This is a genomic window from Nocardia sp. NBC_01499 (assembly GCF_045040275.1).
Lineage (GTDB): Bacteria > Actinomycetota > Actinomycetes > Mycobacteriales > Mycobacteriaceae > Nocardia.
The window spans coordinates 8,880,639-8,903,246 of sequence record NZ_CP109426.1; the positions used below are offsets into that span (position 1 = coordinate 8,880,639).

Consider the following 22,608-nt stretch of genomic DNA (forward strand, 5'->3'; position numbering starts at 1 on the left):
GCGCATGCTCGCTCGCTTCACACGGATGCTGGTGCTCGGCGTAACCGCCGTGGCCATCGCCTCCTGCGCACCGGTACAGCACATCGCTGGGACCGCGACGCACACAGATGATTACGGCACACCCGTGGGATCGCAGCCGGTACGTGAGGGCGGCGACCTGGTGATGGGCCTTTCCTCCGAACCCGACAAGCTCGACCCGACTACCTCCAGTTCGTTGTACACGCGTTTCGTGATGAACTCGATCTGCGAGAAGCTCTACGACAACGACTCGTCCGGAAACCTGGTGCCGCAGTTGGCCACCGCGCTGCCCGACGTCTCCGAGGACGGGCTGACGGTCACCATTCCGGTCCGTGAAGGCGTCAAATTCGCCGACGGTGCCCCGTTCGACGCGGCCGCGGTGCAGACCAGTCTGCAGCGGCACTTCACCATGAAGACCTCGCAGCGGACCAGCGAAATGGGCCCGATCTCGGCCATCGAGACCGCCGATCCGACGCACGTTGTGATTCGCTACAAAAAGCCGTTCGCGCCGATCACCGCCGCCCTTGCCGACCGGGCCGGGATGATCATGTCGCCGGTCGCGCTCGGGAAGGACGAGGGCAAGAACTTCGGCGATCACCCGGTGTGCATCGGACCGTTCAAATTCGTCAAGCGGGTGCCACAGACCTCGATCGAGGTGGTCCGCGACCCGCTGTACTACGACGCGAAGAACGTGCACCTCGACAAGGTGACCTACCGGATCATCACCGATGCCAACATCCGCGCGGCGAATCTGCGCTCGGGTGACATCCAGGTCGCCGACACGATCTCGCCGCAGGACGTCGACGCGTTGGCCAAGGATCCCGACCTGCGGGTGCTGCAATCCGGATCGCTCGGCTTCTACGGCGCTTACATCAATATCGGCAACGTCGACGGCGTCGGCAAGCCGACCAAGCAGATCGACACCCCGATCGCGAAGGATCCCCGGGTCCGGCTGGCATTCTCGCTGGCCACCGACCGCAAAACGCTGGTCGACACGGTCTTCAACAACTGGTTCGAAACCGCCTGCTCGGGCATTGTGCCTGGCAGCACATTCGCGACCGAAGCCGGAATCGCCTGTCCCGCCTATGATCCGGAGCGGTCCAAGCAATTGCTCACCGAGGCGGGGCTGAAGCTGCCGTACCAGGTGACAATGCAGGTAACGAATTCCCCGGACCAGCTCCGCTACGCGCAGGCATGGCAGGCGAGCCTCGCGGCGGGCGGATTCGACCTCAAGATCGTGCCAACCGAGTACGCGACCCTGCTCGACGTCCAGAAGCGCGGCACCTACGAGGCGCTCTACCTCGGCTGGTCCGGACGGCTCGACCCGGACGCGAATATCTCCAAGTTCCTCACCACCGGCTCGTCCGGCAATTACGCCGGATACAGCAACCCCGCCCTGGACGACTTGTTCGCGAAAGCCGCCCGCGCCACCGACCCGGCACAGCGTGCCGAGCTCTATGGCAAGACGACGGCGTTGATCCAGCAGGACAATCCCTACGTCTACACCTACCGAATCCGCGTGCTCACCGTGCACACCACGCGGGTGACCGGTATCGAGGCATACGCCGACGGTGTCATCCGGCTCGGGAAGGCCGCCTACAAGGATCAGAAGAGCTGAAAAGGCGCGCCGTAGCTCAATAGCAGAACACTGATCGGGAATAGCGGTCCGGATTCGCCGGACCGCTATTTTCCGTATCCTTTTTCGCTCACCTTCATTTCGTACAGTGGCGGTTAAGAGAACAATGTACAAAAAGAAACGGTGGTGGCGAAAAATGCAGCGTGTTGAAGTATGTTGTAGCCCATGCTCGTTCGCTCCACTCGGATGGCGGTCCTCGGTGTCGTCGCCGCCGTCCTCGCTGCCTGCGCACCGACGCAACCACCCACCGAGACCGCTACGCACGTCGATGATTACGGCACACCCGTAGGCACGCAGCCGGTGCGTGAGGGCGGTGATCTGGTGATGGGCCTGTCGAACGACCCGGACAAGCTCGATCCGACCACCTCCAGCTCGCTCTACATGCGCTACGTGATGAGCACGATCTGCGAGAAGCTCTACGACAACGACGCGTCCGGAAACCTGGTGCCACAGTTGGCCACCGCGCTCCCGGATATCTCGGCGGACGGCCTGACGGTCACCATTCCGGTGCGCAGCGGGATCCAGTTCGCCGACGGCACCACCTTCAACGCCGACGCGGTCGAGACCAGCTTGCAGCGGCACTGGAAGATGGAAGGCTCCCAGCGCACCGGCGAGATGGGCCCGATCGACCAGATCGAGGCCGCCGACTCCACCCACGTGGTGATCAAGTACAAAGAGCCGTTCGCGCCGCTCACTGCCGCGCTGGCGGACCGCGCCGGGATGATCATGTCGCCGGCCGCGCTGAAAGAGTCAGGCAAGGACTTCGGCGATCACCCGGTGTGCGTCGGGCCGTTCAAGTTCGCCAAGCGGGTGCCGACCACGTCGATCGCCGTCGTGCGTGACCCGCTGTACTACGACGCGAAGAACGTGCACTTCGATTCGATCACCTACCGGATCATGCCCGACTCCAGGCTGCGCGCGGCGAATCTGCGCTCCGGTGACATTCAAGTCGCCGACACCATGTCTCCACAGGACATCGACGAGCTGTCCAAGGTTCCGCAGCTACATCTGCTGCAGTCGGGGTCGTTCGGCTTCCAGGGCCTGTATATTAACGTCGGCAATGTCGACGGCGCGGGCAAACCGATCAAGCCGATCAACACCGCGATCGCCAAGGATGCGCGGGTCCGGCTGGCGTTCTCGCTGGCCACCGATCGAAACGCGCTGGTCAAGAAGGCGTTCAACAACTGGTACGAGCCCGCCTGCACGCCGATCGCGCCACGCACCTCCTACGCGACGCAGGCAAGTACCGCCTGCCCGCTCTTCGATCCGAAGCGGTCGAAGGAGCTGCTGGAGGAGGCCGGGGTGCAGCTGCCGTACCCGGTCACCATGCAGGTGATGAACGTCCAGGATCAGCTGGAATACGCGCAGGAACTGCGGGACAGCGTCGCGCAGGGCGGATTCGACCTGCGGATCGTGCCCACCGAGTACTCGGCCATGCTTGACGCGCAGAAGCGCGGCACCTACGAGGCACTGCTGCTCGGCTGGTCCGGCCGCATCGACCCGGACGGCAACACCGCCCGGTTCCTGACCACCGGCTCGAACGGTAACTACAGCGGATACAACTCACCCGCCCTGGACGACATCCTCGGCTGGGCCGCACACAGTACGAGCGCCGCGCAACGCGGTGCGCTTTATGAGCAGGCGGTGCGGTATATCTCGCGGGAGAACCCGTATGTCTACACCTACCGTCTGCGTAACTTGACCGTGCACTCGACATGGGTGACGGGCATCGAGGTGTACGCCGACGGCGCTGTGCGGCTCGGCAAGGCCGCGTTCGTCGCGGATCGGAAGGGCTGAAAATCCATGTTGCAGTATGTGTTTCACCGTCTGTGGCAGTCCGCTGTCACGTTGGTGCTCGCGTCGATCGTTGTCTTCCTCGGGGTGCGCGCGCTACCGGGCGATCCGGCAACGGTGATGGCGGGCGAGCAAGCCGATCCGGCGGCCATCGCCGCTGTGCGCGCCGAATTGGGGATGGACCGGTCGCTGCCGGTGCAGTACTTCGAATTCGTCTGGCACGCGCTGACCGGTGACTTCGGCCGGTCGATCCGCACCGGAACGCCGGTCATCGACATGATCGGCACGACACTGCCGGTGACCATGCAGCTCGCGCTGTACGCCATGGTCATCGCGGTGCTGGCCGGTGTGATCGGCGGTGTGATCGCGGCGGTGTATCGCGGTCGCTGGCCCGAGTGGGCGGCCAACGGCTTCTCGCTTGCCGCGCTGTCGGTGCCGACCTTCTGGGTCGGCATCCTCGCCGTGCTGTATCTGTCGGTGCAGCTGAACTGGTTCCCGGCCTCGGGATACGTCTCGCCGTTCGAGCATCCGCTGCGCGGCCTCTACTTCTTGACGCTGCCCGCGATCATCCTCGGTCTCGCGCATGCCGCGGTGGTGCAGCGCCAGACCCGGTCGTCGATGGTGGAGACGCTGACCGCCGACTTCGTGCGCACCGCACGGGCCAAGGGGCTCAGCCGCGGCGCGGTCATCTTCCGATTCGGCCTGCGCAACAGCCTGATCGTGGTCACCACGATCGTCGGCCTGCAACTCGGCGGGCTCATCGCTGGTGCGGTGGTCACCGAGCGCATCTTCAGCCTGCCCGGCATGGGCAAGCTCACCCTCGACTCGGTGTTCACCCGCGACTACCCGGTCATCCAGGCGGTCATCTTGGTGATCGCCGCGTCCTACATCGTGATCAACCTGCTGGTCGATGTGCTCTACACGGTGATCGACCCCCGCGTGCGAGTGTCCGGGAGGGCGCAATGACAGTCATCGACACCCCGGTCGCCGAAACCAACCCCGGCGTCGAAACCGGCCCGGTGCAAACCCCGCCATTGGCGGCGGTGCGCGGTCGTGTGCTGCGCCAGCTGTGGCGCAACCCGCTCGGCATGGTCGGCGCGGTGCTGCTGCTGATCGTGATCTTCGTCGGCGTGTTCGCGCCGTTGCTCGCGCCGTACTCGCCGAGCGAGGTGCACTTCAGCACCCCGTTCCAGCATCCGGCGACCGTCGGATTCGCTTTGGGCACAGACGATCTGGGACGCGACATCCTCTCGAGGGTGCTCTACGGCACCCGGGCCTCGCTCGAGGTCGGCGTGCTCTCGGTGCTGTGCGCGGTGCTCATCGGCGTGCCGCTCGGCCTGCTCGCCGGGTACTGGCGGTCGCTGGACATGATCCTGTCGCGGGTGTCCGATGTGCTGCTCGCGTTCCCGTTCGTCATCCTCGCGGTCGGGTTCACCGCGATCAACGGTGGCGGGCTCGCCGACGCCGCGATCGCGCTCGGCATCGCGCAGGTGCCGATCATGATGCGGGTGGTGCGCGCGGAAACGTTGCGGCTCAAGGAAACCGACTTCGTGCTCGCCGCGACCACGATGGACGTGCCGTCCTGGCGCATCCTCGGTGAGCACATCCTGCCCAACTCGTTGGCGCCGATCATCGTGCAGGCCACGGTGATCATGCCGACGGCGGTGATCGGCGAGGCGATCCTGTCCTTCCTCGGGCTCGGCATCAAGCCGCCCGCGCCAAGCCTCGGCATCATGCTGTCCGACGCACAGCAGTACCTGACCCGCACACCATGGCCGGGCATCTTCCCCGGTGTGGCGCTCGCGATCATCTGCTTGGGATTCAACCTCTTCGGCGACGCCCTGCGGGACGCGCTCGACCCGAAGACACGGCGCTGAAGGAGCCCGCAATGACAGAACCACTCTTGGAGATCACGGATCTGCGGGTGTCCTTCGGCGGGGTGACCGCGGTACAGGGCGCGAACCTGGTCATCGCGCCTGGGGAGCGGGTCGCGGTGGTCGGCGCCTCCGGATCCGGCAAATCGACTATGGCGCACACGATCATGGGTCTGCTGCCCGGCTCCGGCCAGGTCACCGGCGGCACCATTCGGTGGCGCGGCGAGGACATCACGCACGCCGAGGAGAAGCGGCTGCGCGAACTGCGCGGCAAAGAGATCGGGCTGGTGCCGCAGGACCCGATGTCCAACCTGAACCCGGTCTCACGGGTGGGTCGTCAGGTCTCGGAAACCCTTCTCGCGCACAAGGTTTGCTCGCGGCGCGAGGCGAAGGAACGGGCCATCGAGCTGCTCGGGCAGGCGGGCTTGCCCGAGCCGGCGCGGCGGGCCAGGCAGTACCCGCACGAGTTCTCCGGCGGCATGCGCCAGCGCGCGCTGATCGCGATCGGGCTGGCCTGCCGTCCTGCTCTGCTGATTGCCGACGAGCCGACCTCGGCGCTGGATGTGACTGTGCAGCGCCAGATTCTGGATCACCTGGAGAAGCTGACGCAGGAGCTAGGCACCGCGCTGCTGCTGGTGACGCACGATCTCGGTCTCGCGGCCGAGCGGGCGGACCGGGTGGTGGTGATGTCGGACGGCAAGATCGTGGAGTCCGGTCCGGCGCGGCAGGTGCTGACGGATCCGCAGGAGGAGTACACGCGGCGGTTGGTCGCGGCGGCGCCCGCGTTGATCGCGCCGCGGCGGGCTGATCCGGTTGTGGTGGATGAGGTGCTCGAGGAGCAGGCCGCTGTTGGCGAGGGTGCTGACGTGCAGGCTGCTGACGGCGAAGTCGCCGATGAGCAGGCTGTCGATGGTGCGGCCGCAGACGGGGACAAGGCCGTTGCGGAGAAGGCCGTTGCGGAGAAGGCCGTTGATGGCGAGGCTGCCGTCGAGAAGTCGGCCAATGGCAAGGCCGCTGACAGCAAGATCGCCAAGGGCAAGTCCGCCGAGGGCGAGGTCGCTGACGAGAAGGCTGTCGACAGCAAGGTTGTCGATGGCAAGGCTGCCGACGAGAAGGCCGCTGACGAGACCACCGACGTGGCGGCCGCCGACAGCAATGTCACCGACGACAAGGCTGTCGATGACAAGGTCGCCGTTGAAAAGTCCGCCGCCAAGCCCGTAACTGCCGAGCCCGCCAAGGATTCCCCGATCCTCGAGGTCTCCGGCATCAGCAAGGAGTACCGCATCCGCGGTCGCGGTGGCGTGCTGCGCGCGGTCGACAATGTGTCGTTCACCATCGCTCGCGGCCGCACCACGGCGATCGTCGGCGAGTCCGGCTCTGGCAAGACCACGACCGCGCGGATGGTGCTCGGCCTGGTGCCCGTCACCTCCGGCACCATCAAGTTGAACGGTGTCGACATGGTCGGCCTGCGTGGCGAGCAGCTGCGTGCGGCGCGGTTGTCGATGCAGCCGGTGTTCCAGGATCCGTACGCGTCGCTCGACCCGATGTGGACGGTCGAGCGACTGATCGCGGAACCGTTGCGCGCCTTCGGTATCGGCGATCGCAAGTCCCGCGGCGCGCGGGTGACCGAGCTGTTGGAGCAGGTCGCGTTGCCCGCCGCGATGGCGCACCGCTACCCGAACGAGCTGTCCGGTGGCCAGCGTCAGCGTGTCGCGATCGCCCGTGCCCTTGCCATCGAGCCTCGGCTCGTCGTGTGCGACGAGGCGGTGTCGGCGCTGGATGTTCTTGTGCAGGACCAGATTCTGACGCTGCTCGCCTCGCTGCAGGAGCGGCTCGGTGTCAGCTACCTGTTCATCTCGCACGACCTCGCGGTGGTGCGCGCGCTGGCCCATGACGTCGTGGTGATGCGCAATGGGCAGGTGGTGGAACAAGGTCCGGTCGAGGACGTGCTCACCGCGCCCGCCGACCCGTACACGCGCCAACTGCTGGACGCGATCCCCGGCACGGGTGTGGTCGGCGACAGCGTGCCGAACGACGCTGCCAAGGATGGCGACGTCACGGCGTCTATCGAGGAGCTGGCTGCCAAAGTCTAAGGACCGCAGCCGAATCGAGGCCCCGCGTCGCGGCTGACTACGTGGCGCGGCAACAGCCGCCCCGGCCCACTTGGTCGGGGCGGCTGCTTCGTTTCTACTCGGAGACGATCGCGATGGCGTCGATCTCGACGAGCATTTCCGCACGCGGCAGTCCCGTGAAAACGGTGGTGCGGCTCGGCAATACGTCACCGGTGGTGTTGGCGTTGACGAACTCGCCGTAGGCGTCGTTCATCGCGCCGAAGTCGTCGCGGGTGGTCAGGTAGACGCGCAGCATCACCACATCGTCGAACGTCGCCCCGCTCGCGTCGACGATCGCCTTCACATTTTGCAGCGTCCGGATCGTTTGCGCCGCAACGTCACCGGGGTAGAGGTACTCGTTGGTGACCGGGTCGACCGGGCCCTGTCCAGAGACCTGCACGAACGGTCCCTTGCGCACGCCCTGGGAGAACGTGTGCGCGGGTGCGGGCGCGTCGGTGGTGCGGACGGCGATCTTCTCACTCATGGTCAGCCTTTCGTGGATGTGGTGGCGCGGCCGGGAATCCAGCCGAGCTCGGCGGAGATGGCGTCGGCCGCCGCGCGAACCCGCGGCAGTTCGGCCAGCACCTGGTCGTGATCGAGCAGCATGTCCGGCACCGACATGGAGACCGCGGCGACCACCGCGCCGGTGCCGTTGCGCACCGGAACTCCGATGCAGTTGACGAAGCTCTCGTGTTCCTCGTGGTCCTCCGCATAACCAAGCGCGGCAACCTTTTCCAGCTCCATCAGGTAGCGCTCGGGGGTGCGGATGGTCCGTTCGGTGAACGGGTGGAAGTCGATCTTCTCGGCGATGACCCGCCATTCCGAGCGGGGCAGCGACGAGATGAGCACCTTGCCGACGGCCGTGCAGTGCAGCGGGGCCGGGCGGCCGACCCGCGAGTACATGCGCACGCTCTGGGTTGCGTCGAGCTTATCGATGTAGATGACATCGCCGGACTCGTAGGTGGCCAGGTGGATCGTCTGTTTGGTGTCGGCGTTCAACGCGCTCAGGTGCGGGCGCGCGAGGGTGCGCACGTCGCGCTGCTCCAGGGTGCGGTTGGCCAGTTCGAACAGCCGCGACCCGAGCACGTAGCGGTGCTGGTTGTCGTGGGTGACGAAGCGCTGGGCCTCCATCGTCTGCAGCAGTCGAAGCACCGTCGACTTGTGCACGCCGAGCTGGGTCGCCAGCTGGTCCAACGATCGCGAATCCTCGCCGAGCGCAACGAGAATGGTCAACGCGCGTGACAAACTTTGACTCATGACTGAGACTCGCTGACTTCAAGGTGGCTGATGGGGCCACATTCTCCAATGAGGCTGTCGTTGTAATGCAGCTCGGCCCAGGCGTTTTCGTCCACGGTGGCGAGCCGCTCCAGTATCGCCGGTGCGGGAAGTTCGGCGCCGTCGCCGGTACCGGTCAAAGCCGCTGCGGCGCAGAGGTGTCCGAGCCGCAACCGCTGTTCCAGCGGCCGTCCGTGCAGCAGCGCGGCGAGGTAACCACCGGCGAACGCGTCGCCGGCGCCGATCCGTTCGGTGACCTCGAGCCCGAGCGCAGGCACCTCGACGCGGTGGGCACCGGCGAATCCGGTGACCGTGTGCGCGTCGTTCTTGACGATCAGCTGCGCCGGTTCGGGGAACAGCGCGCGCAACTCGTCGGCGTCGTCGGTGCCGAAGACCGCACCGGCCTCGTCGGCGCCGAGGAAGACCACATCGCAGCCGCGCACGTGGCGCGCGAGCACCTCGGCGGCAAGCTCGACGCGCCCGGCCCACAGCGCGGGCCGGAAGTTCAGGTCGAAACTGACCAGCCTGCCGTCGCGGGGGAGTGCGAGCAGCGCCTCGGTGAGTTCGGTCGCCGACTCCGACAGCGCGGTGGTGATCCCGGTGAAGTGGATCAGGTCGCATTGCCCGAGCAGCCGGGCCGCCGCGGTGGCCGCGAGATCGGACGGCGACAGCGCGCTTGCCGCGGAGCCGGTCCGGTAGTACAGCATGCGGCTGGCCCGCTCGGCCAGATCGGTGGCCTTACCCGAGCCGCTCCCGCGCTCCTTGACGTACACCGCGGTGGGGCGGCCGGGATCGGTGACGACTGCCGACACGTCGACGCCGCGTTGCGCGAGGTGCGCGACGAGGTACCGGCCGAAGCCGTCGTCGCCGACCCGGGACAGCCAGGCCGTATCGACACCAAGCTGGGGCAGCACGGTGGCCACGTTCGCCTCCGCACCGCCCGCCGTTCGCTCGAAGGTCTCCGACTCCTCCAGCGGTCCCGGCTGTGCCACCAGCACAGCGAGTCCCTCGCCGACGGTTACCGCCCTGGGGCGGGTCGACGTAGGCCACGTCACACCGTTCTCCTTCCCGTGCTTGCGGCCACCGGCCATCCCGTGCAGAATAACCACACGAAACACGATGCGCAACAAGCATTGCAAAATATGCAATAGCGAGATGCTATACATAATGATGCGAATTCGCTGGGAAGGAATGCCGTGGCGATCGACAAAGAAGTCGTAGCAGGACTCGGAGACCGGACACTCGGTCCCGAGCACAAAGGGTTGCCGCCCGCCGCGTGGGGGCGCACCGCGCGCGAATTCCTCGCCGCCGCACCGAGTCTCGATCAGTTCGAGACGCCGCTGCTGACCATCGACCGGTCCGCCGTCGAGGCGAATATCGCCGTCATGGCCGATTGGGTTGCCGCTGCGGGTGTGCAACTCGCGCCGCACGGCAAGACCACCATGTCGCCGCAGTTGTGGGCGCAGCAGCTGGCCGCGGGCTGCTGGGGGATCACCCTGGCCACCATCTGGCAGGTGCAGGTGGCGCGCTCGTTCGGGGTGCGTCGGGTGCTGCTGGCCAACGCGCTTGTCGATCCCGTCGGATTGCACTGGGTTGCCGCCGAATTGGCGAACGACCCGGATTTCGAGTTCGTCTGCTGGGCGGACAGCGTCGAGACGATCGCGCTGATGGACGAGCACCTGCGGTCCGCGCCGGGCGCGGCGAAAGTCCGGGTGCTCGTCGAACTCGGCGGGCCACATGGTCGTACCGGCGCGCGCACCATCGAACAGGCGCACGCGGTCGCGGCGGCCGTGACCGACGCGCAGCGGCTGACGTTGGCCGGAGTCGGCGGTTATGAGGGCGCGCTCGCACACGACCGCACGGACGTCGCCACCGACACGGTGCGGCATTACCTCGACGAACTCGCCCGCCTGCACCGCGAACTCGCCGCCGCCGGACAATATCCGGATGGCGCGATCGTGACCGCGGGCGGCAGTGCCTATCCGGACCTGGTTGTCGAACGCCTGGCCGGTCTCGCCGATGAACAAGGCGCACAGGGTGTTCCGACCTCGGTCGTACTGCGCTCCGGGGCATACATCATCCACGATGACGGCTTCTACGCGGGCATCTCCCCCTTCGCCGCCTCGCGCAATGAGAAGCCGCTGCGTTCGGCCATGCACGGCTGGGCGCGCGCGATCTCGCGGCCGGAGCCGGAATTGGCGCTGCTGGACGCGGGTCGACGCGATCTGCCCTTCGACGAGGGGCTTCCGGTGCCGCAATACGTTGCGGGACCGGAAGGTTCGGCGCTTGATCCGGCGGCGACGGTATCCGCGCTCAACGACCAGCACACGTTCCTGCGGCTGCCTGCGGACACCGAGCTGCCTATCGGTGCGGTGGTGCGGCTCGGCCTGTCCCACCCGTGTACCGCCTTCGACAAGTGGCGGCTCATTCCGGTGATCGATGATGCCGACGCGCCGTCGCCGCGGGTCGTCGACTTCCTGCATACGTTCTTCTGACGAGCCGAAGACCATGACGGACTTACTTTTTCGCGCTATCGACATCATCGATGGCACCGGTGCGCCGCGCTGCCGCGGCGATGTGCTTGTCGAGCAGGGGCGAATCGCGCGGATCGCCGAACCGGGCAGCATCACCGGAGCCGACCGGGTCATCGATGCCGGGCCGGGTGCAGTGCTGTGTCCGGGCTTCATTGATATGCATGCCCATTCGGATCTGCACCTGCTCACCGAACCCGGCCACTTTCCGAAGATCAGCCAGGGCATCACCACCGAACTGATCGGGCAGGACGGACTGTCCTACGCCCCGATCGATGACGCAACCCTCGCGGTGGTGCGGCGTCAAATCGCCGGGTGGAACGGCAATCCCAGCGATCTCGACTTCTCCTGGCGCACCGTCGGCGAGTTCCTGGACCGGCTCGATCGCGGGATCACGCCCAATGCGGCCTATCTCGTGCCGCAGGGCACGCTGCGGTTGCTCGTGGTCGGCGCCGATCAACGCCCGGCGACGGCGGCGGAGATCCGCCGCATGCGGGAACTGCTCGCGCAGGGGCTGCGCGAGGGTGCGGTCGGCATGTCGAGCGGGCTCACCTATACCCCCGGAATGTACGCCGACACCGGGGAATTGGCCGCGCTGTGCGAGGTGGTCGCCGAGTTCGGCGGGTTCTACGCGCCGCATACCCGTTCGTACGGTGCTGGCGCGCTGGAGGCGTACGCCGAGATGATCGGCCTGGCCAGCACCACCGGATGCGCGCTGCATCTCACGCATGCCACGATGAACTTCCACGTAAACCGCGGTCGTGCACCGGAATTCCTGGCGTTGATCGATGCCGCGCGGGCCGGGGGCTGCGACATCACCCTGGACACCTACCCGTATCTGCCCGGCGCGACGACGCTTTCGGCGCTGCTGCCGAGCTGGGCCATGTCCGGCGGTCCGGACGCGGCACTCGCTCGACTCGACGACGTCGCGACGCGGGCGCGCATTGCGGTGGACGTGAACGTGAACGGGTCCGACGGCTGTCACGGTGTGACCGTCGAATGGGAGACGATCCAGATCAGCGGCGTGGCCAACCCGGAGCTAGCGGGATACGTCGGCAAGCGGATCGACGAGATCGCCACCGAACGCGATATGGCGCCGGTCGACGTCTTCTTCGATCTCTTGCGCCGCGACCAGTTGGCGACCAGCGTCCTGCAGCACGTCGGGCACGAGGAGAACGTGCGCGCGATCATGGTGCACCCCGGGCACATGGGCGGCAGTGACGCGCTGCTCGCACCGGCCAGGCCGCACCCGCGTGCGTGGGGCACCTTCCCGCGCTATCTCGGCCACTATGTTCGTGAACTCGGTGTGCTCGAACTCGAGGACTGCGTGCACCACCTCACCGGTCGGCCCGCCGCTCGGTTGCGGCTGCGTGATCGTGGACTCGTATCCACCGGGTACGCCGCGGATTTGGTCGTGTTCGATCCGGCCACCGTCGTGGACACCGCGACCTTCGACAACCCCAAACAGCAGGCGCGTGGCATCAGGCACGTGCTCGTCAACGGTGAGTTCGCCATCGAAAACGGCGCGCCCACAGGAACACTCGCCGGACGTGCGCTGCGCATGGACGCCTCACGGAAGGAGACAGTGTGAGTATCTCGGCCATGGCGGTGATCCGCGCCGATCGCGTGCTGAGCGTGGTTCGCGCACCCGAGATCCCCGATCCGGTCGCGCTCGCCGAAGCGCTTGCGTCGTCCGGGATTCGGGCGCTGGAACTCACCTTCACCACCCCGGGTGTGCTCGGCTATCTCGCTGCGGCCACCGCGGTCGAGGGGGCTGTTGTCGGTGTCGGGACCGTGCTCACCGGTGAACAGGCCAAGGCCGCCATCGACAGTGGCGCTCAGTTCTTGGTCACGCCGGGTCTGCGCGTCGACGTCGCGGAAGTCGCCGCGCAGCACGACATCCCGGTCGTGATGGGCGCTTTCACGCCGAGCGAGGTGCTCACCGCGCTCGATCTCGGCGCGGCCGCGGTGAAGATCTTCCCGGCCAGGGCACTCGGCCCCGGTTACCTGAAGGACCTGCGTGGTCCGTTCCCTGACGTGGCGCTCATCCCTTCGGGTGGCGTCAACGCGGGTAATGCCGCCGAATTCCTTGCCGCGGGCGCAGTTGCCGTCACGGCCGGAACCGACGTTGTTGCCCCTTCCGATGTCGCCGCGGGCCGCTGGTCCGAAATCGCAACACGCGCGGCATCGTTCGTTCGATCCATGAATTGAGAGGTCCACCATGGGCGCTACCGTCGATTGGCTGCGCACCACCACCCCGGGGCTGCTTGTGCTCTGTGGGCTGGCGATCGCCGTGCTGCTGTTCGCCATCATCAAAGTCAAGCTGGAGCCGTTTATCGCGTTGCTGCTCACCGGCTTAGCGCTGGCGCTCGCCGCCGGACTACCGGTGTCGAAGATCGTCGGCACGGCGATCAAGTCCGGTGATTCCATCCTGGAGACCGGCTTCGGCAGCATCCTCGGGCACATCGCGGTGATCATCGGCCTCGGCACGGTGCTCGGCGCGATCCTCGAACGCTCCGGCGGCGCCGACGTTTTGACCCGTCGGCTGCTGAACCTGTTCGGCGAGAAGGGTGCTCCGGTCGCCATGGGCCTGCTCGGGCTCATCTTCGGCATCCCGGTGTTCTTCGATATCGGCATCTTCGTGCTCGCGCCGCTGATCTACGTGGCTGCCAAGCAGGGTGGGCGTTCGCTGGTGCTGTACGCCATGCCGATGCTGGCCGGGTTGTCCATGACGCACGCGTTCCTGCCGCCGCACCCCGGGCCGGTGGCGCTCGGCGGGCTGCTCGGCGTCAGCCTCGGCTGGCTGATCCTCATGGGATTCATCTGCGGCATACCGGGATTCATCGCCGCCGGCATCGTGTGGGGTAGCTACATCGGCAAGCGCGTTCAGGTCGAGGTGCCCGCGGAATTCCTCGTCAGCAAGGACGAGGGGACGGAGGCCGCTCCCGATGAGGGGGAGCGGGTTTCCGGTGGTTCGGGTGGCGTCGCCACCGCGGGTGGGGTCGCGACGAAGACCGTGACGACGCCGCCGTCGGTCGGGCTGATCGGCGCGATCATCGCCATCCCGCTGCTGTTGATCCTCGGCGCGACCTTCGGTAGTCAGCTGTTGGACAAGGACTCTCAGCTGCTGCAGGTGCTGACGTTCTTCGGCACACCGGCGGTGGCGCTGCTCATCGCCGTGCTCGTCGCCTTCTACGTGCTCGGCGTGCGTCGCGGATCCACCGTGCAGGAGCTCAGTCAGCTCACCGCGGAATCGCTGCGGCCGGTCGGCATGCTGCTGCTGGTGATCGGCGCCGGAGCCTTCTTCGGAAAGGTCATCTCCGCCACCGGAATCGGCACCGCCCTCGCCGACACCATGGCCGCGGCCGGACTTCCGGTGATCGTGCTCGCCTACATCATCAGCTGCGGTCTGCGCATCGCCCAGGGCTCGGCCACCGTCGCCATCGTCACCACCGGCGGCATCGTCGCCCCCCTGGTGGCAAGCCACGGCTACTCGCAAATGTCGATCGCGCTGATCGCCATGGCCATCGCCGCGGGCTCGATCATCCTCAGCCACGTCAACGACGGCGGCTTCTGGATCATCTCGAAGTTCTTCAACCTCACCGTAAAACAAACCCTGCAAACCTGGACCGTCCTGGAAACCATCCTCTCCATAGTCAGCTTCGCGGTAGCCGCGATCCTGTTCGCCATCGTCAGCTGAAGTCCCTTGCGGGGCTGGACAACTGCTGGAGCACCACGCTCATCGATCCAGACGAGCCGCTCCATCGGTCCAGCCCCGCATCGGCGTCTACGGGCGTCGTCGGAGAGGTCACCCCTGCGTATCCGCCGCACGCCCGGCAACGTAGTGCCGGTACGGGGTCGCTAGCGGCCAAAGGTTTTGCTGCACGGTGCGGCAGAGCTCGGCAATGCGGGAGTCGGTCGTAAGAGCGGATGCCCCCGCTGCCCGGCCGTTCATGTCTACGAGGTTGAACACAACCCGCTCGTCATCGAGCAGCCAGAAGTCATCCGCTGGCACCTGACCACCGCTGACCTGATGCCGGGGCAGGTATCGGATGTCCTCTCCGGCCGCGATATTCAACGCAGTCAGCGTGAGCAACCACCGCTGATAGTCCACATGCGGGACTGTGATCACGCGGACACGAGTCACCTGCACACCCCGCCTCGTCGTCTCCCGCACAAGCTCCCCCCACGGCTCGAACCACGCGTTGTCGTCCGGTTCGCCATCAAGGAAGCGCCGCAAGGGTTCCGACTCGTTCGCCACCGCATAGGTATCCTTCACCTCCAAGTGGAACGCTCCCCGCTGACACTGCCCGAACAACTCAGGCCACGGATTTCCGGTCAACAGTTGCACCGCAGAACGCCCTTCCACCTTGCTACTTCGATGACAGTTACGTCGTCGACACCGTTCGTCACTGCCGAGCGAAATCGCTTTTCACGTATTCCGCGTATGGAATGGCGAGGTTCCATAGGCGCACTTTCACGTCCTCGCAGTACTCCGTTATCCAGGGATCGGCGGTTATCGCCAGCCCCGCTGGGCCGCCAGTTTCGTTCGCCAAGTTGTAGGCGATCTTCGCTCCATCGAACAGCCACCAATCATCGGGCGGAACTTCTCCCGCGAGGTGGCGTGGGAGGTAGCGGATGTCCTCGCCATCGGCAACCCGGACGTTCGTCACGGACAGTAACCAGCGGTGGTAGTCGGTGTGGGGCACCGTGACCACGCGGACTCGGGAAACGGTTACGTCTCGCCCGGTGGCCTCGTGAATGAGGTCCGGCCATTCCCGGTTAGTGCTGTCCGGGGGTGTCGCACCGGCGAGGTAGCGTTTGATTCGTTCGGCCTCGGCGGGTTCGGCATACGAGTCTCGCTGTTCGAGGTGGAAGGCGTAGCGCTGTGCCTCGGAGAATAGTCTCGGCCACAGGTTGGGCTCATCGGCGGGCCGATACTGCACTGTACAACTCCTCTTCTCCCATCAGCACCGCGTTTGTAAGGCGGTGCTGATCAGTGCTCGAGCGGCGTTGCCGGTTGCGGATTGCCTTGCGAGAGTGTCGAATGCACGACCGTAGACGGCTATCTCGCGCGGTTGAGTAATGGTCAGCTCGGCCGCTGTTCCCTCGACCAGCACCAACCGGTTGTCCAGCATGACGAAGTTCGTGGACACTACGACCGCTTCGGCCTTGGCCGGGATGATCCCGAGGGTGACTCTTGGCGTGGTCATGATGGACGTGAGCCGTTCTAACTGTCGTGCCATCACATCGTTTCCACCCACGGTGGTGTACAGGGCTTGCTCGGCAATCAGGAAGTGGAACCGATGGTCACGGTTGTAGAGGATCCGTTGCCGTTCCATCCGTTTGGCTACGCCGTCGGAGAGATCGTCAGGGATGCGGTGGAACTCGATTACGCTGCGCAACTTGGCTTCGGCGTATTCGGCGGTTTGGAGGAGGCCGGGGATGATCTGCGGATTGTAGGCGCGGATGTCCTTTGCTTCGGCTTCTAGCTTCACTGCCTTCTGCTGACGCCGCTTGGTGCCTGTGTCGAGTACTCGACGCCATTCGAGGTATGCGGCATCAATGTTGTGCCGAGTGGCCAGCAGATCCGGCAACTGGTCGTTTGCGCCGGTGTGTGCACAATAAGCGCGTATATCCGTATCTGAGGGTTTGGTTGTGCCGTGTTCTATCTTCGAGACCTTCGACTCGTGCCACCCCGCGAGTTCGGCAAGCCTCCGGCCGGTCAGTCCGGCGCCGTGACGAAGCTCCCTGAGCCGCGCTCCGAGAGCTTCTGCGGCGTCATGAACGCTGCTCGTCACTGCCTGGCATGCACGCTGTCGAGATATTCCGCATACGGTGTCGCCAACGCCCACAGCCGCCGTTTCACGTCCGCGCAGTAGTCGACAATCCGAGGATCGGTGGTGATGCCGATACCGGCCTGTGTGCCATCGTCGGCTACGAGGTTGTACGCCACCCGCTCGCCATCCATGAGCCACCAATCATCGGACGGTACGTTTCCCGCTAGATGGCGCGGCACATACCGGATGTCTTCTCCAGCGTTGACGTTGTGAACGGTGGCCGACAGCAGCCAACGGTGATAGTCGGTGTGTGGCACCGTGATCACACGCACCCGGCTTACCGTCACCCCGCGTCCGGTCGTTTCCCGCATGAGGTCTTGCCACGGGGTTTTAGGATCCGGCGGCGGCTCGTCGTTCAGGAAGCGGGCAATCCGTTCGGCTTCGTGCGGCACCGCGTACGAGTCGCGTGTCTCGAGATGGAACGCTTCACGGTGGCATTCACGGAACAGGTTGGGCCACAGCGTGTAACGGTCACCGTTGCGGAACTGCACCGTAGAACGTCCTTTCGGCCTTCGGCACTTCGATAGCGATTTCATCGGCGGCCAGGTCTAGCTGGGAGAGCGTTTCATCGTCAGTGATCGGCCGTCCGGTGAGCAGGAACGTTCCTCGTCCGGTATCGGTGAGTGTGGCACCGATGAATGTATCCGGCTCGGCGAAGCCCAGTAACAGGTGTGGTATCTCGATGGTTTCGGGCTTTCCCGTTTGCCATCCTTGCGCTACGTAGCCGAGGTCGGTGGCGTAGAGGGTCGGGCAAGCTCCATCGTCCGAGCCGCCTTTGCCAAGGAACTTGAGAGGCATGATCTTTGCTCCCGTCTGACGGTGTGCAGTGTTGCGCTCTGGTGCTATTCATATTGCCTGGTAGACACCCGTTAGGGAACGTTTTCGCCGAGCCACTGCAAGGTGCTGCAAACCGTTGGACGATGCGGTTTCGCCACGCTTAACCTCCGGAAATGGTGCGCGGCATCCGGTGGCTCGTCCAGCCCGCATCGGCAGTTCGGGCATCATCGGAGAGGTTAAATATGGTGCGGCGCGTGCGAATTCAGGCGTTCGAAGGTGGGTTTATCGAGTTCTTCGAGTACTCGGATGATGATGTGAGGGTCAGTGACCACGACGTACGGGTGGTTGGGGGAAGCGGTGACGGGGGCGACGAGTGGTCGGGTGCTGACTGATCATCGGGGAGGGGTTGCGGGGGTTCATGTTGTGGGGGCCGTAGGAGGGGCAGCGAGTTGTCGCACTAGTCGCGGTAGCGCGCGTGCATCCGGGCCGCGGTCGCCGCCATTAGTGCCCGTAGTTCGGGCGGATCGAGTACTTCGGCGTATTCGCCGAGCGGCATGAGGCCGTGGGCGAGGACCTCGTATGACTCGGAGGGCAGGGTCAGTTCGACCCATCCTTCGGCGTCGGGTTCGGTCGCGGAGGCGAGTGCTTCGGCGACGGCTACCGGTTCGTTCATCAAGCGCAGCAGGCGTAGGTGGGTGGCGGCTATCCGGCAGTGGGCGCGTACGCGCAGCATCGATTGGGCGAAATCGTCTGCTGCCGTTGACCAATGGTCGGCCAGGTCGAAATCCGAAGGGCGGTCGAAGGTTTCGTTTGTCGGGTCGGCGGAGACGATTCTGCTGACGCGGTAGGAGCGGATTGCTGTGCCGTCCCGGGCGACCAGATACCAGGTGCCCGCCTTCATGACCAGGCCGAGTGGGTCGAGGGTGCGGTCGACGACTTTGTCTTTGCGGCCGTAGCGCACGTGCAGCCTGCGGTCGTGCCAGAGTGCGTCGGCGACGGTGTTCAGCGTGGGTGTCTCGTCGGGGCGGTGGAACCAGCCTGGTGCGTCGATGTGGACTCGCTCGGCGATTCTGGTTGCGCGGCCGCGTAATTCGGGTGGAAGTGCGGCGAGCACCTTGAGTTGTGCGGTGGCAAGGACGGTGCCGAGTCCGAGATCGGCTGCGGCGCCGGGTAATCCGCCGAGTAGTACGGCGTCGGCCTCGTCGGTGGTGAGGCCGGTCAGTCGGGTCCGGTAGCCGTCGACCAGCTGCACGCCGCCCGCGCGGCCGGGTTCGCTGTAGACCGGTACGCCCGCGGTGGCCAGCGCCTCGACGTCCCGGTACACGGTGCGCACCGACACCTCGAGCTCCTTGGCGAGTTCGCCCGCCGTCGACCGCCCCCGCGTTTGCAGGATCAGCAACAGCTGCACCAATCGACTTGCTCGCATCAGTCGAGATTAGCCACAAAACCTGACAATAGATGTCAAGGATCGATCGTATTGTCGAGGACATGACCACTTGGAGCCAGTTCACCGCAGAAGCGCCGCACATCTCCGAACTCTTCGTGCGCAGGTACACCGCCACCGGCTACCTGTGCATGCTCGGCACCCTCCGCTCGGACGGGTTCCCGCGGATCAGCCCGGTGGAGCCGCGGATCTTCGAGGACACCTTGGTGATCGCGGGCATGCCAGGCACGACCAAGTTCCGCGACCTGGCTCGTGACCCCCGGTTCTGTCTGCACACCGCCACCGTCGACACGAAGGCCAGCGACGGTGACGCCAAACTGTTCGGCACCGTCGTCGACCTCCCGGACAAGGACGTGCACGTTCGCTTCGCGCAACAGCTGTTCGATGACACCGGGTTCGACATTCGCGACCAGGAGTTCGACCACTTCTACATCGCGGACCTGAGCAGCGCTTCGACGGTGGAAGTGATCGGCGACCATCTGGACATCACCATCTGGAAGCCGGGCGAGGGCGAGCGGGTAGTGCGTAAGCACTGATGCGGTGCTGCGATCGCCACCGGACCGCGACACCCGCCCCTGCGGGCTTCGCATCGAAACCGTTGCATCAGTGGTTCATTCGGACTTACGGTCAGAAAGGCGGCACGCCTGAACCCGGCAGCGGTTACTTCTCCCGTGGCAGCCGGTTGAGCACTTCGGTGGCGAGTTGCTGCGGATCGATGCCGAGCGCTTGTAGCGCGGCTTGCACGGCCTCGTCGTCATACGCGAGCAGCCCGAGCATCAGATGCCCGGTATCGACTCTGCCGCTGTTGGTTTTACGCGCTTCGATCTCGGCGCGCGCCAACGCTTTCTGCGCTTGCGGCGTGAAGTGCGGGGTGACGGTGGCGGCGGCCTGATACGTCGCGCCGGCGCGCAGGGCCCGCCGTAGTTTCTCGTGGGTGAGTTCGAGCGTGCTGACGGCGGCGCCGACGGGTGTCTCCGGATCGTCGTCGGCGGTGCTGGTCAGGGCGAGCAGCAGATCGCTCGGTTCAATGTGCGCGTGGTTGAGCGCCTGTGCTTCCCGCAGGCTGTTCTCCAGCGCTTTTCTGGCCTGCTTGGTGAAGGGAATATGGCCCGACGTGCTGTGGTCGGCCGTTCCCTGCGGCAGCGCGATCCGCGCCCTGGCTGCCGCCGGATCGATCCCGAGCTCGGCAAGTGCGCGGGCGGTGGTGGCCGCGGAACCGATCTCGCAGGCGCGCAGCACGGCGAGCAGCATGTGCTCGGCGCCGATGTAGTCGTGGCCGTGCTCGCGCGCTTCTTCCTGCGTCAACACGATCACCCGGCGGGCCTGATCGGAGAATCTCTCGAACATAGCGACCCCCTTTCGGCCGTGGCCGCTGCTATTGATGGTAGTCAACAATGGGAAGCCGCTGGTGGATATGCGTCGTGTCGCGAGGTGTACGGCAGGGCCCAACGAGAGCAGGCGACGGACGGCATTCAGCCACTGTCGGCCAACGATGCGCGGCGGCGCGTGAGAAAGGTTTGCTCGGCGGCATTCTCGGTGCGGGCGATCGCCAGGTCGAAGGCCGACGCGGCTTCCGTTGTGCGGCCGAGGCGTTGGAGGAGATCGGCTCGAATCGCGTGGTACAGGTAGTACTTTTCGAAGTCGAGATCGTCGAGCAGGGCGAGCGCGGCCGCTGGTCCGTCGACTTCGGCGACCGCGACCGCCCGGTTGAGCGCCACGATCGGGCTCGGCGTCAACGCGCTCAGTTGGTCGTAGAGGCGCACGATCTGCGGCCAGTCGGTGGCCGCCGCGAGCGGGGCGTCCGTGTGCACGGCATTGATCGCGGCTTGGATTTGATAGGGACCAGGGTGGTTGCGGCGCAAGCACTCTCGCACGATGGCGTGACCCTCCGCGATGCGTTCGCGATCCCATCGCCCTCGGTCCTGTTCGGGCAGCGGCACCAAGGATCCGTCCGCGTCGGTGCGGGCCGCGCGACGTGCCTCGGTGAGCAGCATCAGGGCGAGTAGCCCGGCGGCTTCCGGCTCATCGGGCATGAGTTCGGTGAGCAGCCTGCCGAGTCTGATCGCCTCGGCGCACAGGTCAGCGCGGACGAGCCGGTCACCGGAGGTCGCCGTGTGCCCCTCGGTGAAGATCAGATAGATGACCGCGAGAACGGCGTGCAGTCTGGCCGGGAGGTCGGCGTCGGCGGGCACCCGGTAGGGGATGCGGGCGTCGCGGATCTTGCCCTTGGCGCGGACAAGTCGTTGCGCCATGGTCGATTCCGAGGTCAGGAAGGCGCGGGCGATTTCGGGGGTGGTCAGCCCGCCGAGCAGCCGCAGGGTGAGCGCCACCTGTGCGGTGCGGGCCAGCGCGGGGTGGCAGCAGGTGAAGATCAGTCGTAGGCGGTCGTCGCGCACCGCGCCCTCCTCGGCCGGTTCGTCGTCGGCGTGCAACAACGCGGCCTGTGCGTAGTGGTCGGCGCGGGCGGCTTCGCGGCGGAGCCGATCGATCGCCCGGTTGCGCGCGGTGGTGATGATCCAGCCGGGCGGGCTCGGCGGCAGCCCGTCCGACGGCCACCGCCGCACCGCCGCGGTGAACGCGTCCTGCACCGCGTCCTCGGCGACCCCGATGTCGCCGAAGACGCGGATCAGGCTGGCGACCGCCCGGCCGTACTGTTCGGTGAACACCTCTTCGATCACCGCGGCGGTCACCGGTGCGCTCATCTAGCTGTCCCGCAGCGGGCGGACCTCGATCGGCAGCGTGATCGCCGTGGCCAGCCTGCGGCCCCAGTCCAGGGCCTCGTCGAGATCGGCGGCCTGGATGATGGTGAACCCGCCGATGTGTTCCTTGCCCTCGACGTACGGCCCGTCGGTGACGAGGACCTCACCGTCCTTGGCGTGCACCACGGTCGCGGTGCTCGGGGCGTGCAGTCCCGCCGCGAACACCCACGCGCCAGCGGCCCGCAGATCGGCGTTGACCGCGTCCAGATCACGATTGATCTCGTCGATATTGTCCGGCACGCCCTCACCATCGGGCTGATAGATGCTGAGCAGATATTGCTTCATCGACTACTCCTCCTCATCCGAGCTAGTAGATGCCGACGGTAATCGTGGTCCTGACCATGCCTACTCCTTCGAAAAGGCCGACCCGTCGTCGGCTTCACCACCTACACGAACGGCTACCCACCAATTCGACACTTCCGCCGAAACTATCCGCCCCGAATTCCCCACCACCCCGAAACAGGCGGCTCCACCGGGCAAGTCTGGCCCGCGAACGGGACATGACGGCGGCTCCACTCGGTGTTTGCCGCCGCCATGTCCCGTTGGCGG

At 65.9% G+C, this 22,608-nt stretch carries 22 protein-coding genes; 10 read left to right on the forward strand and 12 right to left on the reverse strand.

What is annotated here, in order from left to right; translation table 11 throughout:
* The first annotated feature begins 4 nt into the window (after positions 1 to 4).
* From OG203_RS40455 to OG203_RS40475, 5 genes are all read left to right on the forward strand, one after another.
* The gene (locus OG203_RS40455; protein WP_405162466.1) at positions 5 to 1,636 is read left to right on the forward strand and encodes an ABC transporter substrate-binding protein; all 1,632 of its coding nucleotides are present in this window, start codon (positions 5 to 7) and stop codon (positions 1,634 to 1,636) included.
* A 183-nt stretch (positions 1,637 to 1,819) separates the two neighbouring features.
* Entirely contained in the window at positions 1,820 to 3,451 is a 1,632-nt protein-coding gene (locus OG203_RS40460) for an ABC transporter substrate-binding protein (RefSeq protein WP_405162467.1), read from the forward strand.
* A gap of 18 nt (positions 3,452 to 3,469) precedes the next feature.
* Positions 3,470 to 4,414 (forward strand): ABC transporter permease, encoded by a 945-nt coding sequence (locus OG203_RS40465; protein WP_405162468.1) that lies wholly within the window; start codon positions 3,470 to 3,472, stop codon positions 4,412 to 4,414.
* On the forward strand, positions 4,411 to 5,325 hold the full coding sequence (locus OG203_RS40470) for an ABC transporter permease (protein WP_405162469.1): 915 nt from the start codon (positions 4,411 to 4,413) through the stop codon (positions 5,323 to 5,325). The genes OG203_RS40465 and OG203_RS40470 overlap by 4 nt, the downstream gene beginning before the upstream one ends.
* 11 nt (positions 5,326 to 5,336) lie before the next feature.
* A complete protein-coding gene (locus OG203_RS40475; RefSeq protein ID WP_405162470.1) occupies positions 5,337 to 7,415 on the forward strand; it encodes a dipeptide ABC transporter ATP-binding protein in 2,079 nt (692 codons plus the stop codon).
* A 94-nt stretch (positions 7,416 to 7,509) separates the two neighbouring features.
* Here OG203_RS40475 and OG203_RS40480 read toward each other — a convergent pair whose 3' ends face one another.
* From OG203_RS40480 to OG203_RS40490, 3 genes are read right to left on the reverse strand one after another with little or no spacing between them, the layout of a single operon-like run.
* Positions 7,510 to 7,917: a RidA family protein gene (locus OG203_RS40480; RefSeq protein ID WP_405162471.1), complete on the reverse strand. Its 408-nt coding sequence runs from the start codon at positions 7,915 to 7,917 to the stop codon at positions 7,510 to 7,512.
* Between the two features lie 2 nt (positions 7,918 to 7,919).
* Positions 7,920 to 8,690, reverse strand: a complete 771-nt coding sequence (locus OG203_RS40485) for an IclR family transcriptional regulator (RefSeq protein WP_405162472.1) — start codon at positions 8,688 to 8,690, stop codon at positions 7,920 to 7,922.
* Entirely contained in the window at positions 8,687 to 9,763 is a 1,077-nt protein-coding gene (locus OG203_RS40490) for a sugar kinase (protein ID WP_405162473.1), read from the reverse strand. Before OG203_RS40490 ends, OG203_RS40485 begins: the two co-directional genes overlap by 4 nt.
* A 141-nt stretch (positions 9,764 to 9,904) precedes the next feature.
* Here OG203_RS40490 and OG203_RS40495 point away from each other — a divergent pair, with 141 nt between their 5' ends.
* From OG203_RS40495 to OG203_RS40510, 4 genes are read left to right on the forward strand one after another with little or no spacing between them, the layout of a single operon-like run.
* Positions 9,905 to 11,203 (forward strand): amino acid deaminase, encoded by a 1,299-nt coding sequence (locus OG203_RS40495; RefSeq protein ID WP_405162474.1) that lies wholly within the window; start codon positions 9,905 to 9,907, stop codon positions 11,201 to 11,203.
* Positions 11,204 to 11,216: 13 nt separating this feature from the next.
* Complete coding sequence (locus tag OG203_RS40500; protein WP_405162475.1) at positions 11,217 to 12,830, forward strand: amidohydrolase family protein; 1,614 nt, start codon at positions 11,217 to 11,219, stop codon at positions 12,828 to 12,830.
* A gap of 2 nt (positions 12,831 to 12,832) precedes the next feature.
* Entirely contained in the window at positions 12,833 to 13,450 is a 618-nt protein-coding gene (locus tag OG203_RS40505) for a bifunctional 4-hydroxy-2-oxoglutarate aldolase/2-dehydro-3-deoxy-phosphogluconate aldolase (protein WP_405168158.1), read from the forward strand.
* A 10-nt stretch (positions 13,451 to 13,460) separates the two neighbouring features.
* Complete coding sequence (locus tag OG203_RS40510; RefSeq protein ID WP_405162476.1) at positions 13,461 to 14,939, forward strand: GntP family permease; 1,479 nt, start codon at positions 13,461 to 13,463, stop codon at positions 14,937 to 14,939.
* Between the two features lie 108 nt (positions 14,940 to 15,047).
* Here OG203_RS40510 and OG203_RS40515 read toward each other — a convergent pair whose 3' ends face one another.
* The 6 genes from OG203_RS40515 to OG203_RS40540 form a co-directional block, all read right to left on the reverse strand.
* Complete coding sequence (locus OG203_RS40515; RefSeq protein ID WP_405162477.1) at positions 15,048 to 15,608, reverse strand: DUF6879 family protein; 561 nt, start codon at positions 15,606 to 15,608, stop codon at positions 15,048 to 15,050.
* A 40-nt stretch (positions 15,609 to 15,648) separates the two neighbouring features.
* Positions 15,649 to 16,185, reverse strand: coding sequence for a DUF6879 family protein (locus tag OG203_RS40520; protein WP_405162478.1), 537 nt, complete (start codon positions 16,183 to 16,185; stop codon positions 15,649 to 15,651).
* A 21-nt stretch (positions 16,186 to 16,206) separates the two neighbouring features.
* Positions 16,207 to 17,040, reverse strand: a complete 834-nt coding sequence (locus OG203_RS40525) for a helix-turn-helix domain-containing protein (RefSeq protein ID WP_405162479.1) — start codon at positions 17,038 to 17,040, stop codon at positions 16,207 to 16,209.
* Positions 17,037 to 17,570, reverse strand: a complete 534-nt coding sequence (locus OG203_RS40530) for a DUF6879 family protein (protein ID WP_405162480.1) — start codon at positions 17,568 to 17,570, stop codon at positions 17,037 to 17,039. Before OG203_RS40530 ends, OG203_RS40525 begins: the two co-directional genes overlap by 4 nt.
* Positions 17,551 to 17,877, reverse strand: coding sequence for a hypothetical protein (locus tag OG203_RS40535; RefSeq protein WP_405162481.1), 327 nt, complete (start codon positions 17,875 to 17,877; stop codon positions 17,551 to 17,553). The genes OG203_RS40530 and OG203_RS40535 overlap by 20 nt, the downstream gene beginning before the upstream one ends.
* A 436-nt stretch (positions 17,878 to 18,313) precedes the next feature.
* The gene (locus tag OG203_RS40540) at positions 18,314 to 19,282 is read right to left on the reverse strand and encodes a helix-turn-helix transcriptional regulator (protein WP_405162482.1); all 969 of its coding nucleotides are present in this window, start codon (positions 19,280 to 19,282) and stop codon (positions 18,314 to 18,316) included.
* A gap of 62 nt (positions 19,283 to 19,344) precedes the next feature.
* Here OG203_RS40540 and OG203_RS40545 point away from each other — a divergent pair, with 62 nt between their 5' ends.
* Complete coding sequence (locus OG203_RS40545; protein WP_405162483.1) at positions 19,345 to 19,836, forward strand: pyridoxamine 5'-phosphate oxidase family protein; 492 nt, start codon at positions 19,345 to 19,347, stop codon at positions 19,834 to 19,836.
* A gap of 124 nt (positions 19,837 to 19,960) precedes the next feature.
* On the opposite strand, the gene OG203_RS40550 is transcribed toward OG203_RS40545, so the two are convergent.
* From OG203_RS40550 to OG203_RS40560, 3 genes are all read right to left on the reverse strand, one after another.
* On the reverse strand, positions 19,961 to 20,647 hold the full coding sequence (locus OG203_RS40550) for a Clp protease N-terminal domain-containing protein (protein WP_405162484.1): 687 nt from the start codon (positions 20,645 to 20,647) through the stop codon (positions 19,961 to 19,963).
* A gap of 125 nt (positions 20,648 to 20,772) precedes the next feature.
* Positions 20,773 to 22,002 (reverse strand): RNA polymerase sigma factor, encoded by a 1,230-nt coding sequence (locus OG203_RS40555; RefSeq protein WP_405162485.1) that lies wholly within the window; start codon positions 22,000 to 22,002, stop codon positions 20,773 to 20,775.
* Positions 22,003 to 22,344, reverse strand: coding sequence for a YciI family protein (locus OG203_RS40560; RefSeq protein ID WP_405162486.1), 342 nt, complete (start codon positions 22,342 to 22,344; stop codon positions 22,003 to 22,005).
* Positions 22,345 to 22,608 lie beyond the last annotated feature (264 nt).

What these genes read in the sequence shown, in the direction of transcription:
- OG203_RS40455 (WP_405162466.1), top strand. Translation starts at nt 5, where the DNA reads ATGCTCGCTCGCTTCACACGGATGCTGGTGCTCGGCGTAACCGCCGTG.
- OG203_RS40460 (WP_405162467.1), top strand. Translation starts at nt 1,820, where the DNA reads ATGCTCGTTCGCTCCACTCGGATGGCGGTCCTCGGTGTCGTCGCCGCC.
- OG203_RS40470 (WP_405162469.1), top strand. Translation starts at nt 4,411, where the DNA reads ATGACAGTCATCGACACCCCGGTCGCCGAAACCAACCCCGGCGTCGAA.
- OG203_RS40475 (WP_405162470.1), top strand. Translation starts at nt 5,337, where the DNA reads ATGACAGAACCACTCTTGGAGATCACGGATCTGCGGGTGTCCTTCGGC.
- OG203_RS40480 (WP_405162471.1), bottom strand. Translation starts at nt 7,917, where the DNA reads ATGAGTGAGAAGATCGCCGTCCGCACCACCGACGCGCCCGCACCCGCG.
- OG203_RS40485 (WP_405162472.1), bottom strand. Translation starts at nt 8,690, where the DNA reads ATGAGTCAAAGTTTGTCACGCGCGTTGACCATTCTCGTTGCGCTCGGC.
- OG203_RS40500 (WP_405162475.1), top strand. Translation starts at nt 11,217, where the DNA reads ATGACGGACTTACTTTTTCGCGCTATCGACATCATCGATGGCACCGGT.
- OG203_RS40510 (WP_405162476.1), top strand. Translation starts at nt 13,461, where the DNA reads ATGGGCGCTACCGTCGATTGGCTGCGCACCACCACCCCGGGGCTGCTT.
- OG203_RS40535 (WP_405162481.1), bottom strand. Translation starts at nt 17,877, where the DNA reads ATGCCTCTCAAGTTCCTTGGCAAAGGCGGCTCGGACGATGGAGCTTGC.
- OG203_RS40540 (WP_405162482.1), bottom strand. Translation starts at nt 19,282, where the DNA reads ATGCGAGCAAGTCGATTGGTGCAGCTGTTGCTGATCCTGCAAACGCGG.
- OG203_RS40545 (WP_405162483.1), top strand. Translation starts at nt 19,345, where the DNA reads ATGACCACTTGGAGCCAGTTCACCGCAGAAGCGCCGCACATCTCCGAA.
- OG203_RS40550 (WP_405162484.1), bottom strand. Translation starts at nt 20,647, where the DNA reads ATGTTCGAGAGATTCTCCGATCAGGCCCGCCGGGTGATCGTGTTGACG.
- OG203_RS40555 (WP_405162485.1), bottom strand. Translation starts at nt 22,002, where the DNA reads ATGAGCGCACCGGTGACCGCCGCGGTGATCGAAGAGGTGTTCACCGAA.
- OG203_RS40560 (WP_405162486.1), bottom strand. Translation starts at nt 22,344, where the DNA reads ATGAAGCAATATCTGCTCAGCATCTATCAGCCCGATGGTGAGGGCGTG.